At 71.8% G+C, this 13,477-nt stretch carries 9 protein-coding genes and 2 tRNA genes; 9 read left to right on the top strand and 2 right to left on the bottom strand.

Annotated elements, in window-relative coordinates:
- Positions 1–56 precede the first annotated feature (56 nt).
- From rsfS to AC13HU_RS17010, 3 genes are all read left to right on the top strand, one after another.
- Positions 57–500 carry a ribosome silencing factor gene (gene rsfS, locus AC13HU_RS17020; RefSeq protein ID WP_483042721.1) on the top strand — a complete coding sequence of 148 codons (444 nt, stop codon included), beginning with the start codon at positions 57–59 and terminating at the stop codon, positions 498–500.
- 106 nt (positions 501–606) lie between these two features.
- Positions 607–1,227, top strand: a complete 621-nt coding sequence (locus AC13HU_RS17015) for a histidine phosphatase family protein (protein WP_483042722.1) — start codon at positions 607–609, stop codon at positions 1,225–1,227.
- A 124-nt stretch (positions 1,228–1,351) separates the two neighbouring features.
- Positions 1,352–1,424, top strand: a tRNA-Ala gene (locus AC13HU_RS17010).
- A gap of 130 nt (positions 1,425–1,554) precedes the next feature.
- On the opposite strand, the gene AC13HU_RS17005 is transcribed toward AC13HU_RS17010, so the two are convergent.
- On the bottom strand, positions 1,555–2,679 hold the full coding sequence (locus AC13HU_RS17005) for a helix-turn-helix transcriptional regulator (protein ID WP_483042720.1): 1,125 nt from the start codon (positions 2,677–2,679) through the stop codon (positions 1,555–1,557).
- A gap of 102 nt (positions 2,680–2,781) precedes the next feature.
- On the opposite strand from AC13HU_RS17005, the gene AC13HU_RS17000 reads away from it, so the two are divergent.
- Positions 2,782–4,317 carry an MFS transporter gene (locus AC13HU_RS17000; protein ID WP_483042719.1) on the top strand — a complete coding sequence of 512 codons (1,536 nt, stop codon included), beginning with the start codon at positions 2,782–2,784 and terminating at the stop codon, positions 4,315–4,317.
- A 137-nt stretch (positions 4,318–4,454) separates the two neighbouring features.
- On the opposite strand, the gene AC13HU_RS16995 is transcribed toward AC13HU_RS17000, so the two are convergent.
- A complete protein-coding gene (locus tag AC13HU_RS16995) occupies positions 4,455–5,561 on the bottom strand; it encodes an alkene reductase (RefSeq protein WP_483042718.1) in 1,107 nt (368 codons plus the stop codon).
- 200 nt (positions 5,562–5,761) lie between these two features.
- Here AC13HU_RS16995 and AC13HU_RS16990 point away from each other — a divergent pair.
- The 5 genes from AC13HU_RS16990 to AC13HU_RS16970 form a co-directional block, all read left to right on the top strand.
- A tRNA-Ala gene (locus AC13HU_RS16990) sits at positions 5,762–5,834 on the top strand.
- Positions 5,835–6,141: 307 nt separating this feature from the next.
- A complete protein-coding gene (locus tag AC13HU_RS16985; RefSeq protein ID WP_483042717.1) occupies positions 6,142–7,083 on the top strand; it encodes a hypothetical protein in 942 nt (313 codons plus the stop codon).
- 450 nt (positions 7,084–7,533) lie between these two features.
- The gene (locus AC13HU_RS16980) at positions 7,534–9,507 is read left to right on the top strand and encodes a S53 family peptidase (protein ID WP_483042716.1); all 1,974 of its coding nucleotides are present in this window, start codon (positions 7,534–7,536) and stop codon (positions 9,505–9,507) included.
- Positions 9,508–9,796: 289 nt separating this feature from the next.
- Entirely contained in the window at positions 9,797–12,763 is a 2,967-nt protein-coding gene (gene leuS / locus AC13HU_RS16975; protein WP_483042715.1) for a leucine--tRNA ligase, read from the top strand.
- A gap of 178 nt (positions 12,764–12,941) precedes the next feature.
- Positions 12,942–13,477 (top strand): hypothetical protein (locus AC13HU_RS16970; RefSeq protein WP_483042714.1); only part of this gene is annotated, 536 nt, incomplete at its 3' end.

Genomic DNA, 13,477 nt, shown 5'->3' with positions numbered 1-13,477 from the left:
GTCGGAGGGTCGTGAGACCCTTGAGGCGACAGGATCCCGACCGGAAAGCCGCATCCGTGACCGCCACTGACCGTTCCATCGAGCTGACCCGCGCCGCTGCCCAGGCGGCCGCCGACAAGCTCGCGCACGACATCATCGCCTACGACGTCAGCGATGTGCTCTCCATCACCGATGCCTTCCTGGTCGCCTCCGCGCCCAACGACCGGCAGGTCAAAGCGATCGTCGACGCGATCGAGGAGCACCTGCTCAAGGAGCTCGACACCAAGCCGGTGCGGCGCGAGGGCGAGCGGGACGGCCGCTGGGTGCTGCTGGACTACGTCGACATCGTGGTCCATGTGCAGCACTCCGAGGAGCGGGTCTTCTACGCGCTGGAGCGGCTGTGGAAGGACTGCCCCGAGATCGAGCTGCCCGCGGACGCGGTGGCCACCCGGGGCAAGGCCGCGGCCCACGCGGCGGCCGCGGAGGCGGCGGCCGACGCCGCCGAGCGCGAGGACGCGTGAGCGCGGAGTGACCGGCACCGAGCGTCCGGTTGGTTCCGACCGTCCGGTCGGTGCCGAGCATCAGGCCGGTTCCGACCGTTCGGCCGGCACCGACCGGCGTCGGCGGATCGTGCTGTGGCGCCACGGCCAGACCGCCTGGAACGTCGAGCAGCGCTTCCAGGGCAGCACCGACATCCCGCTGACCGAGACCGGCGTGGCCCAGGCCCGCCGGTCCGCCCGGCTGCTCGCCGCGCTCGCCCCCGACGCGATCATCTCCTCGGACCTGAGCCGGGCCGCCGAGACCGCGGCCGAGCTGGCCGCCCTCACCGGACTGCCGGTGACCCCTTACGAGGGCCTGCGGGAGACCTACGCGGGCGCCTGGCAGGGGCTCACCCACGCCGAGATCCTGGCCCGCTACGGCGAGCAGTACACCGCGTGGAAGCGTGGTGAGCCGGTCCGGCGCGGCGGCGGCGAGCTGGAGACGGAAGTCGCCGACCGCGCCGCGCCGGTGGTGCTCGCCGCCGCGGACAAGCTCGCCGACGGGGGAGTGCTCGTCGTGGTGAGTCACGGCGGCGCCATCCGCACCACCATCGGCCGCCTGCTCGGCCTGGACCCGACGAGCTGGGAGTCGCTCGGCGGCCTGTCGAACTGCTGCTGGTCGGTGCTGGGCGAGGGCGCGCGCGGCTGGCGGCTGACCGAGCACAACGCCGGCACCCTGCCGGAACCGGTGCTCGGCGACGACGCCTAGGTTCTGTCGTTCGGATCTGCGCGGCGTCGCTTCCTGGTGCCCGGGCGGGCCGTGCGGCCGATTTCGTTTCCGGCCCGTCCACCAGCTATGCTTCTTCTCGTCGCCGGGACAACCGGTCCGACGCGGGGCTGTAGCTCAGTTGGTAGAGCGCTTGCATGGCATGCAAGAGGTCCGGGGTTCAATTCCCCGTAGCTCCACAGGTAAGAGGGCGAGATCTTCTCCGCGGGAACGCGGATGGGTCTCGCCCTTTCTCGTGGCCCGGCTCCGCCCCGCCGAGGTCCGCCGTGTTCCGCCGAGGTCCGCTGACGTCCGCCCGGCGGGGGTCGATCAGCCGGCGGGGCCGGTCTGCCGGGCTCGTTCGGTACGTCCGACGCTTTCCGCCAGCGCCACCGACAGGCGCCGGCCGTGCCGCTCGCAGCCGACGATCGGGTCCTCGATCGCCCGCAGCCGCTCTATCTGCAACCGGTCCTCCTCCTCGACCGGCGTGTAGACCACGATCCGGTGCTCGGCCATGCCGTCGATGCTCAGCGACATGGAGGTCAAGTTGACGATGCCGACCTCCGCGTGCCGGAAGACCTTCACCCGGCGGCCCGGCGCCGCCACATTGCCGCTGGCCCACAGCTGCGCGAAGATCGGGCTCTCCTTGATCAGCAGCGCCACGAAGTCCTCCCATGCGGGCTCGCCGATGTGCCGGGCGTAGTTGCGGCGCAACTGCGCCACCATCCACGGCAGTTCGTCCGCGCTGTTCTTGAAGGTCGAGCAGCAGTCGGGGATCGTGAAGAGCTTGTACAGGACGTTGCGCTCCCAGCGTTCGACGAGCGCGGTCATCGGCCACAGGACGCGGTAGGTGGCGTTGGTGGCCTGCACGTCGTAGCGGGCGTTGTAGACGGCGGCCGGCAGCGGGTCGAGGGAGCCGAGGACGCCGAGCAACTCCTCGCCGACGATCTCCGCGTCGGAGACCGGCTCGCTGACGAAGGGGATGCCGGCCAGCCCGTAGAGGTGGTCGCGCTCGGTCACGTCGAGCTGGAGCACGCGGGCCACCGCGTCGAGTACCTGCACGCTGGCGTTGATCGGACGGCCCTGCTCCAGCCACGTGTACCAGGTGACGCCGACCCCGGCGAGCTGCGCGACCTCCTCGCGGCGCAGGCCGGGGGTACGGCGGCGCGAGCCCGGCGGCATGCCGACGTCCTCCGGGCTGATCCGGGCCCGGCGGCTGCGCAGGAAGGCCGCGAGTTCGCCGCGGCGCTGGGGTTTCGCGCCGCCGGCCCGCGCCTGCGGCCAAGCGGCGGGTTGAGCGGCGTGCTGGATGGCGGGCTGGGCTGCGGGCCGGGTCGGCTGTGGAGCCCGCGGAGCTGGAGCCCGCGGGGCTTGCTGCGGCGGCTGCGGTGAGGCGGCCGCCTGCGTCTGGCGGGCTTGTCGCCGGATGTCCGGCCGAACTTGCGGCTGTGCCATCGCCCCATCCTGTACGGGTGGCGGCGCCGGTGCCAGGTGGTGGCAGTACCAGGATCGATGGGCTCTCGCTACTGGTACCGGCCCGGCGCCACGCTCGTATCCATGAGCAATGACACGTTGGCGGGAGCCACCTCCGCGACCCCCGAGCCCCCGTTCGCCACCATCCCCGGTTCCGCCGCGGCCCCCGGTTCCGCCGCCGGCACCGGCCGCGACACCGCCCCACCCGGCACCGGAAGTCCCGGCCGGGCCGGGCCACGTCCGGGGCTGCTGCTCGGGACCATCCTCACCGGGCTGTTCATGGCGCTGCTCGACGTCTTCATCGTCAACGTCGCCGCCCCCACCATCCGCGCCGACCTGCACGCCTCGGGTGCGGCCCTGCAACTGGTGATCGCCGGCTACACCATCTCGTACGCGGTGCTGCTGATCACCGGCGCCCGGCTCGGCGACCTGCTCGGGCACCGGCGGCTGTTCATCATCGGCCTGTCGGTGTTCACGGCCGCCTCGCTGGCCTGCGGGCTCGCCCAGAGCACCGGCGAGTTGATCGGTTTCCGCTTCGTGCAGGGCGCCGGTTCCGCGCTGATGATCCCGCAGGTGCTGAGCCTGCTCCAGCTCAACTTCCGCGGTGAGGCGCGCACTCGCGCGATGAGCGTCTACTCGGCCGTGATCTCCTCCGGCGCCGCGCTCGGCCAGTCGCTGGGCGGGGTGCTGGTCAGCGCCGACCTGTTCGGCACCGGCTGGCGGCCGGTGTTCCTGGTGAACGTGCCGATCGGCCTGGCGCTGCTGGTGGTCGCCCCGCGGGTGCTGCCGCGCGACCGGCGGACCGCACCGGAGCGGCGGCGCGGCCTGGACCTGCCGGGCCTGGTGGCGCTGGGCGCGGCGGTCACCCTCTGCACGGTGCCGCTGGTGCTCGGGCAGGAGGAGGGCTGGCCGGTGTGGGGCTGGGTCTGCCTGGCGCTGAGCGTGCTGCTGTTCGCCGCGTTCATCGTGATCGAGGCGCGGCTGACGAAGCGCGGCGGTGCCCCGCTGGTCTCCGGGCGGGTGCTGCGGGCGCCGGGGATGGTGCGCTCGGTCACGCTGCTGATGCTCGCCATGGCGGTGAACGCCGGCTTCCTGTTCGCGGTGGCGCTGCACCTGCAGACCGGCCTCGGCTACAGCGCGCTGCGCACCGGGCTGACCTTCGCGGTCACCGCGGTGACCTTCGGCGGCACCAGCCTCTTCTGGCGGCTGCTGCCGAGTGCCTGGTGGAACCGGCTGGCCGGCGTCGGCATGACGCTGGCCGCGGTCGGCCTGGCCGTCCTCGGCCTCTCCCTGCGCGGCGGCGGCCACGGCGGCGCGGCCTTCTACGTCGGCCTGGTGCTGCTCGGCGGCGGCCTCGGCCTGGCCTTCAGCCCGACCTTCGCCCTCGCGCTGTCCAAGGTCGCGCCCGAGGACGCGGCCGACGCCAGCGGGCTGCTCGCCACGGTGACCCAGCTCGGCCAGCTCATCGGCGTGGCCACCCTCGGCACGGTCTTCCTCAACCGGCTCGGCTCAGGCGCCGGCGCGCACCACTCCGCCCACGCCTACGCGGTCACCTCGGTCGCGCTGGTCGCGGTCGCGGTGTTGGGCGCGGTCGTCGCGACGGTCCGCCGCCGGGGCTGAGGCGGGCGGCGGGCGCGGCTCGGGTACCGGGTGCGGCTCGGGCGGTGCGCACGTGGCGCGTACGTCTGTTACGGCGGGGGCGCGGCGGTTCGTACCGGCTCGTCCGGGCCCGTCACGGCAGACGTCGGCCGTACCGGCTATGCCTGCTCGGCTTCGGGCAGCGCCGGGTAGTCGGTGTAGCCGCGGTCGTCGCCGCCGTAGTACGTGGCCCGCTCGGGGGAGTTGTACGGTCCGCCGCGCCGCAGCCGTTGTGGCAGGTCGGGGTTGGCGAGGAAGAGGGCACCGTAGGCGAGCATGTCGGCGGTGCCGTCCTCGACCAGGGACAGCTGCTCGGGGCCCGAATAGCCGTCCTCGGCACGGGCGTTGAGGATGAACACCCCGCCGAACCGCTTGCGCAGCTCCAGCGTCAGCGCCCGGTCGGGGCTCTCGATCAGGTGCAGGTAGGCCAGGCCGACCGGCTCCAGGGCGCGCAGCAGCGCGAGGTAGGCGGCGTCCGGTTCGGGCTCGTCGATGTCGCCCAGCGGCTTGCCGGGGGAGATCCGAAGTCCGGTGCGCTCGGGGCCGATCGCGGCGGCCACCCCTCGCACCACCTCCACCGCGAACCGGGTACGGCGCCGGTCGTCGCCGCCCCAGTGGTCGGTGCGGGTGTTGGAGTTCGGGGCGAGGAACTGGTGCACCAGGTAGCCGTTGGCGCCGTGCACCTCCACCCCGTCGAAGCCGGCGGCCATGGCGTTGCGGGCCGCGGTGGCGTGGTCCTCGACGGTCTGCCAGATGTCGTCCTCGCCCAGTTCGTGCGGCACCACGAACGGCTTCGGCCCGTCCGCGGTGTGGACCGAGCCCTGCGCGGGAACCGCGGACGGCCCCACCGGGTACAGCCCGTCCGGCAGCAGCGACGGGTGCCCGATCCGGCCGGTGTGCATGAGCTGGGCGAAGATCCGGCCGCCCGCCGCGTGCACCGCGCCGGTCACCCGGCGCCACGCCGCGATCTGCTCGGCGCTGTGCAGGCCGGGGGTGTCCGGGTAGCCCTGCCCGCCCGGCGACGGCTGGGTGCCCTCGGTCACGATCAGCCCGGCCGAGGCGCGCTGCGCGTAGTACGCGGCCGTCGACCCGGTCGGGCTGAGCCCGGGCCCGTACGCCCGGCTGCGGGTCATCGGCGCCATGGCGATCCGGTTGCGCAGGCGTATCCCGCCCAGGTCGATCGGGTCGAACGCGGTGGTCACGGTGGCCTCCAGCCTCTTGTCCACACGACCGGGCCCACCGTAGCCCGCGAACCCCGCACCGATTATTGAGACTTCGTGAACACCGCGACGAGTCCCGTCACGGGCGCTCCAGGCGCCGTTCGGGAGGCCGCCGCGCCGCCCGGCGCCCCGTTGATCGATGTGCTCCGCGCCTCCGTCGCCGTGTAAAGTATGTCCAGGTCGCCGGGGTGAACCGGTGCCCGTGCGGGGCTGTAGCTCAGTTGGTAGAGCGCTTGCATGGCATGCAAGAGGTCCGGGGTTCAATTCCCCGTAGCTCCACAGCGATCATCGACGCCGTACACCGACAGGTGTGCGGCGTTTTCGTTCCGGCACCGTCGCCGAGCCACCACCGGAGGGTTCGGCCCGCCGGGGCCGGTGCCGCCGGTGTCGGCGCCCGATGGTTCAATACCGGACCACGGCACGGGTGTTGTCCCCGGCCGTCCGACATCGACTGCTGCTGTCGCGCGGCCCTCGCCGCGGTCGCGGCCATGCCTTGGGGGGCTTTCCGATGGACCAGACAGATACGCCGACTCCGCCGCTCAGCAGATCCGCGGTGCGGGCACTGCGAAGATCGTGGATTCCCTTCGTGGGAATGATTGCCGGGCGCCGCGCGCTCAAGGACATCCGCTGGACCGGCGAGGGCGGCCGGGACAAGGCGCTGCGGGCGATCAGGATCAACGCGGTCGTGACGGCCGTCGTCGTGGGGTACCTGGTGGCCGTCTCGCTGCCCGGTAGTTCGGACGAGGTCGCAATCACGGACCTCAAGGCCCACCAGTGCTATGTGCTCACCCACCAGCACGAGATCAACCCGCACAGCGGCATCGGCACCCTGGACAAGGTCCGCCGGGTCGGCTGCGGCAGCGCGCACGACGGCGAGGTGGTCGGCCTGTGGGACGCCGACCGTGCGTGGACGTCGTACCCGGACGACCAGGACACGCTGATGGCACGCTCGTCGCTGGAGTGCAGCCGGCTCGTCCACACCTACGCGATGGACATCTGGCGGCTTCCCGACAGCAGCGCCGTGCACTACTTCGCGCCGACCGAGAGCGGGTGGCGGCTCAGCGGCATCCACCACGTCGTCTGCAGCCTCGAGACCGACGGCGCCAAGCGCGAAGGGACGCTCTACCAGGACCCCGCGGCGCTCGCACCGGACCAGAAGGCGTACCTCGCCGCCGAGGACGACATGGACATCGTCCGGTCGCAGGTCCCGGACACCCCGACGGCCGATGGGGACATGCCCGAATGGACCGCGTACGCCAAGGACATGGCGTCGGCCGAGCGGACGCTGGCGCAGGCGCTGAAGGCCCACGACTGGCCGCAGGACGCCGTGGGCCCGGTCACCGCGGTGGAAGCCGTCGCACACCGGGCCGCCACTGCCTGGGCCAAGGCCGCGGCGGACACCGACCCGAGCACCATGGACGTCGACGCGAAGGCGGCCAAGAAGATCGGCGCCACCACGCCGTATGGCCACGTGCGCGAAAGCCTGCATCTGACCCTCTTCGACTCGGCGCCGCCGCTGAAGGTCTGAACCGGCGTTCGCCGGCCGGCCCGTACGGGAACGTCAACTCGCCGAGTCCCGCCGCCTGGAGCGCGAACGGTAGCCGCTTCGCGGACCGTATCCGGTGTTTGACCGGGTGCACAGCGAGCAGCATCAGGTCGGCGGCGAGCGTCACGCGTCACCACCCCGCTTCTCCGGAGCCGTCCTGGAACTCCCCTCGCACCCGCCGTCCATGATGCGGCCCCCGCTCGGGGGCCGCATGGATTCTCCTTGCCCGCAGGGGAGTTGGGGCGCGATGCGTCGCTGCCCAGGGGGCCGCGGCCGGCTACCGGTACCTACCATTCCTTGACCTTCTCTTGGTGAAATCATGTCCCTGACATGAACTGATCGGCGAAAGAGTGTCGCTCTGCGGTGAGCCGCGCACGCATTGCGGCGACGCCGTCTCGGATGTGACAACCATTCGCTGTGTATGGGGGTTTCATGAGATTTGAGCGCAAGAGAACGCGCGCGGTACTCGCGGCGGCGGCAGCGCTGCCGCTGGTCGCCGGTGCCCTCGCGCTTGGCGCCCAGGGCGCCACGGCCGCACAGCCCGCCGGACGCCAGCTCCTGAGCGGCACCAAGCCGCAGTGGGCCACGGCCCATTCGGACAAGGGCGCCACGTCGGACAGCGGCAAGGTGACCGTGCGGGTCTACCTCGCGGGCAAGGATGCCAAGGGCCTCGCGGCCTACGCCAAGGCCGTCTCCGACCCGAACTCCGCCGAGTACGCGCACTACTTGACGGCTGCTCAGGCCAAGGCCAGGTTCGGTGCCACCAAGGCGCAGACCGACGCGGTCGCCGCCTGGCTGACCTCCGCCGGCCTGAAGGTGACCGGTACCAACGCGCACTACCTCACCGTCACCGGTGAAGTGAAGGCCGCCGAGAAGGCGTTCGGCACCCAGCTGCACAACTACACCAAGGCCGGACACACTTACCGCGCCCCCACCAGCGTGGCGTCGGCGCCGGCCTCCCTCAAGGGCGCCGTCCTCACCGTCACCGGCCTGGACAACGCCCCCAAGCGGGCCACCCACGACGACACGCTGCCTCCCCCCGAGGACGCCTTCGCCAACGCCGGCCCGTTCTCGACCTACTACGGGTCGAACACCGACAAGAAGCTTCCCTCCGCGTACGGCGGCAAGGCCCCGTACACGATCAAGGGCTACACCGGTGACCAGCTGCGCGCCGCCTACGGCGCCGGCAAGTACACCGGCAAGAACGTCACCGTCGCGATCACCGACGCGTACGCCTCCCCGAACATCGTCGGCGACAGCTCCAAGCTGGCGAAGGACACCGGTGGCCAGAAGTACCGCAAGGGCCAGTTGACCCAGGTCACCCCCGGCCCCGACGGCTACAACAGCGTCGAGGACTGCGGCGCGTCCAGCTGGTACGGCGAGGAGTCCCTCGACGTCGAGTCCGTGCACGCGGTCGCCCCGGACGCCAACATCGTCTACGTCGCGGCCAAGTCCTGCTACGACGACGACCTGCTCGACGCCCTCAACACGGTCGTCGACGGCCGGCTCGCCACCATCGTGTCCAACTCGTGGGGCGACGTCGAGGCCAACGAGACGCCCGACGTCCAGGCCGCCTACGACCAGACCTTCGAGCAGGGCGTGGTCGAGGGCATCGGCTTCTACTTCTCCTCCGGTGACGACGGCGACAACGTCATCGACGGTGCGAAGGACGTCAGCACCCCGTCGGACTCCGTCTGGGCCACCTCGGTCGGCGGCACCTCGCTGGCGGTCGGCAAGAACAACAAGTACCTGTGGGAGACCGGCTGGGGCACCGAGCGCGCCCCGCTGTCGGCCGACGGCAAGAGCTGGGACGGCTTCCCCGGCCCGTTCACCTCGGGTGCCGGCGGCGGCACCAGCAAGCTCGTCGAGCAGCCCTTCTACCAGCGCGGCATCGTCCCCGACTCGCTCGCGCTGGCGAACGGCGGCACCACCAGGATGCGGGTCCAGCCCGACATCGCGGCCGTCGCCGACCCGACCACCGGCTTCCTGGTCGGTGAGACGGAGACCTTCCCGAACGGCAAGGTGAAGTACAACGAGTACCGCCTCGGTGGCACCTCGCTGGCCTCCCCGGTCATCGCCGCCGTCCAGGCACTCGCCGAGCAGGCCCGCGGCGGCGTCCCGATCGGCTTCGCCAACCCGCTGATCTACGACCGGTACGGCACCCCCGCGTACCACGACGTGACCGACCACCCGCTCGGTCAGGGTCAGGGCATAGCCAACGTCCGCGTCGACTACGTGAACAGCGTGGACGCCTCGGACGGCCTGATCACCAGCCTGCGCACCTTCGGCGTGGACAGCTCGCTGAACGCCACGGTCGGCTACGACGACGTCACCGGCGTCGGCAGCCCGGCCAAGGGCTACGTCCAGTCGTACAAGCCCGCCAAGAAGGCGGGCGGGAAGCACTGACGGCAAGGCCGCCCGGCAAGGCGGCGGGCGCGCACCGGCAACCCCGGTGCGGGTCCCCGCCCCGCCGCGGCGGCCCCCGTGCGGGTCTGTCGCCCGCTGCGGTATCCTGACCGCATGCGAGCCGTGAGCCTCCTGCTTAGCCCGCCGCGCTGACCACGAAAGACGTCAGTGCGGCACCCCTCCTGCGCGAGGGGTTTTTTTGTTTCCGCCTCCGGGTCCGCCCGCGGGCTTTCCGGACCGGCTCACCGGCGGCCGCAGCCGTCACGACATCGATGGAGTACCGAGGACGATGAGCGACACCACCCCGGCCGCCGAGACGGCTGCGCCGCACCGCTACACGGCCGAGCTGGCCGCGCGGATCGAGCGCCACTGGCAGGACCACTGGGACGAGCACGGCACCTTCGCCGCCCCCAACCCCAGCGGTGAACTGGACGGGCAACCCGAGCTGGCCGCCCGGCCGAAGAAGTTCGTCATGGACATGTTTCCGTACCCCTCCGGAGTGGGCCTGCACGTCGGCCACCCGCTGGGCTACATCGCCACCGACGTCTTCGCCCGCCACCAGCGGATGACCGGCCACAACGTCCTGCACACCCTGGGCTTCGACGCGTTCGGCCTGCCCGCCGAGCAGTACGCCGTGCAGACCGGCACCCACCCCCGGGTCAGCACCGAGGCCAACATGGCCAACATGAAGGCGCAGTTGCGCCGGCTGGGCCTGGGCCACGACCGCCGCCGCTCCTTCGCCACCATCGACCCGGAGTACTACCGCTGGACCCAGTGGATCTTCCTGCAGATCTACAACTCCTGGTACGACCCGGACGCCGACCGGGCCCGCCCGATCGAGACGCTGATCGCCCGGTTCGAGGACGGCAGCCGCCAAGTGCCCGGCCGCGGCCCCTGGTCCGAACTGACCGGTCCCGAGCGCGCCGACGTGCTGAGCGGCTACCGGCTGGCCTACGTCGCCCAGTCACCGGTCAACTGGTGCCCGGGCCTGGGCACCGTGCTGTCCAACGAGGAGGTCACCGCCGACGGCCGCTCCGAGCGCGGCAACTTCCCCGTCTTCAAGGCGAACCTGCGCCAGTGGATGATGCGGATCACCGCGTACGCGGACCGGCTGGCCGACGACCTGGACGCGGTGGACTGGCCCGAGGCGATCAAGTTGCAGCAGCGCAACTGGATCGGCCGCAGCGAGGGCGCCCGGGTGGACTTCCCGGTCCGCGCCGACGGCGACGCCCAGGGCGCGGGTCAGGGCGCCCAGGACCGCGCGATCACCGTCTTCACCACCCGCCAGGACACCCTGTTCGGCGCCACCTACATGGTGCTGGCCCCCGAGCACGAACTGGTCGGGTCGATCGTGCCCGCCGCCTGGCCGGAAGGCACCCGCGACGCCTGGACCGGCGGCCACGCCACGCCGGCCGACGCCGTCGCCGCCTACCGCAAGCAGGCCGCCGCGAAGTCCGACGTCGAGCGGCAGGCCGAGGCGAAGGACAAGACCGGCGTCTTCACCGGCGCCTACGCGGTGAACCCGGTCAGCGGCGAGTCCGTCCCGGTCTTCATCGCCGACTACGTCCTGATGGGCTACGGCACCGGCGCGATCATGGCCGTGCCCGCCCACGACAGCCGCGACTTCGCGTTCGCCCGCGCCTTCGAACTGCCGATGCGCTGCGTCGTCGAGCCCACCGACGGCCGCGGCACCGACCCGGCCACGTGGGACGACGCGTTCATGTCGTACGACGGGAAGATCGTCAACTCCCGTACGGACGCGGGTGGTTCCGCCGGGTCCGCAGTGGCCTCCGGTGCCGCCGCCGGCGACCCGATCAGCCTGGACGGGCTGGGCGTGGTCGACGCCAAGGCCGCGATCACCGCCTGGCTGGCCGAGCACGGCATCGGCGAGGGCACCGTCAACTACCGCCTGCGCGACTGGCTGTTCAGCCGCCAGCGGTACTGGGGCGAGCCGTTCCCGATCGTCTACGACGAGGAGGGCACCGCGCACGCCGTACCCGACTCGATGCTGCCCGTCGAACTGCCCGAGGTCGACGACTACAGCCCCCGCACCTTCGACCCCGACGACGCCGACACCTCCCCGGAGCCCCCGCTGGCCCGCAACGAGGACTGGGTCACCGTCGAGTTGGACCTGGGCGACGGCAACGGCACGCGCACCTACCGCCGCGAGACCAACACCATGCCCAACTGGGCCGGCTCCTGCTGGTACGAACTGCGCTACCTGGACCCGCACAACAGCGAGAAGCTGGTCTCCGCCGAGGCCGAGTCGTACTGGATGGGCCCGCGCGAGGGCCAGCCGGCCGGCGGCGTCGACCTGTACGTCGGCGGCGCCGAACACGCCGTACTGCACCTGCTGTACGCCCGCTTCTGGCACAAGGTGCTGTACGACCTGGGGCACATCTCGTCCTTCGAGCCGTTCCACAAGCTGTACAACCAGGGCATGATCCAGGCGTTCGTCTACCGCGACGCGCGCGGCATCGCGGTGCCCGCGGCCGAGGTCGAAGAGCGCGACGGCGCCTACTTCCACAACGGCGAGCAGGTCTCCCGGTTGCTGGGCAAGATGGGCAAGTCGCTGAAGAACGCGGTCACGCCCGACGAGATCTGCGTGGAGTACGGCGCCGACACCCTGCGCCTGTACGAGATGGCGATGGGCCCGCTGGACGTGTCCCGGCCCTGGGACACCCGGGCCGTCGTCGGGCAGTACCGCCTGTTGCAGCGCATGTGGCGCAACGTCGTGGACGAGGCCACCGGCGAGGTCGTCGTCGCGGACACCGAAGCCGACGAGGCGACGCTGCGCGCCCTGCACAAGGCGATCGACGGCGTCTCCACCGACATGGCCAACCTGCGGTTCAACACGGCTATCGCCAAGATCACCGAGCTGAACAACACGCTGACCCGCACATCGGGCGCGTCCGGCGGGGTGCCGCGCTCCGTGGCCGAGTCGCTGGTGCTGCTGATCGCGCCGCTGGCCCCGCACTTCGCCGAGGAGCTGTGGGCCAAGCTGGGCCACTCGCACTCGCTGGCCCACGAGCCGTTCCCGGTCGCAGACCCCGCCCTGGTCCAGGACGAGGCCGTGACCTGCGTCGTCCAGGTCAAGGGCAAGGTCAAGGCCCGCCTGGAGGTGCCCCCGGCGATCACCGACACCGACCTGGAGGCCCTGGCGCTGGCCGCCCCGGCGGTCGTCGAGGCCGTCGGCGGGGCGCCGGTGCGGAAGGTGATCGTCCGCGCGCCGAAGCTGGTCAACATCGTGGTGTGAGGGTGCGTGCCCGTGGTGTGAGGGCGCGCGGTGCGCGCGGGCTCCCGGTGGCCCTGGGGCCCCTAGGGGACGGGCCGGAGCAGGTTGGGGGACCGCTCCGGCCCCTCCGCCCGTCCCCAGGCATTACCGTTGAAGCAGGCCCGAACGGGCCGGTGGCCCGGGATCGGAGGCGCTGTCCGTGGAGACTGTCGGCATCATCCTGCTGCTGTTCTTCCTGATCTTCGCGACGCTCGCCACCGTGGCGATCGTGAGGACCACCCGTGCCGTGAAGCGGGGTGTCGAGCGCCGTACGGCCAAGGCCCGCCGCATCGTCGAGGATCAGCGGCTGCGGGCCCGCCGATTCGCCCAGCCCGGCGACATAGGCGCCCTCACGCAGCTGCGCCTCGACCTGCGCTCCTCCATCGACAGCACCTTCGAGGCCATGGAGCACGCCTCCCTGCCCGAGGCCGCCGCCCTCCTCGACCGCCTCAACGACCACGCCCGCACCCTCGACGCCGAGCTGAAGCTGCTCGAACGCGAACCGGACAAGTCCAGGATCTCCGCCCAGCTCCCCGCGCTCGCCGAGCGCACCAACCGCATCACCCACTCCGCCGACGCCCTCCGCTGGGCCGCCCAGGACCGCGTCCACCACTCCACCGGCGACGACCTCACGTCCCACACCCGCGAGATCGACATCGAGGCGACGGCTCTCCGCCACTGGGAGCCCCTCGAATG

It is taken from the genome of Streptomyces sp. NH27 (genome assembly GCF_056859195.1).
The sequence above is the reverse complement of the archived record's forward strand: the minus strand, read 5'-3'. Positions and strand labels throughout refer to the sequence as shown.

What these genes read in the sequence shown, in the direction of transcription:
- AC13HU_RS17005 (WP_483042720.1), bottom strand. Translation starts at nt 2,679, where the DNA reads ATGGCACAGCCGCAAGTTCGGCCGGACATCCGGCGACAAGCCCGCCAG.
- AC13HU_RS17000 (WP_483042719.1), top strand. Translation starts at nt 2,782, where the DNA reads ATGAGCAATGACACGTTGGCGGGAGCCACCTCCGCGACCCCCGAGCCC.
- AC13HU_RS16980 (WP_483042716.1), top strand. Translation starts at nt 7,534, where the DNA reads ATGAGATTTGAGCGCAAGAGAACGCGCGCGGTACTCGCGGCGGCGGCA.
- leuS (WP_483042715.1), top strand. Translation starts at nt 9,797, where the DNA reads ATGAGCGACACCACCCCGGCCGCCGAGACGGCTGCGCCGCACCGCTAC.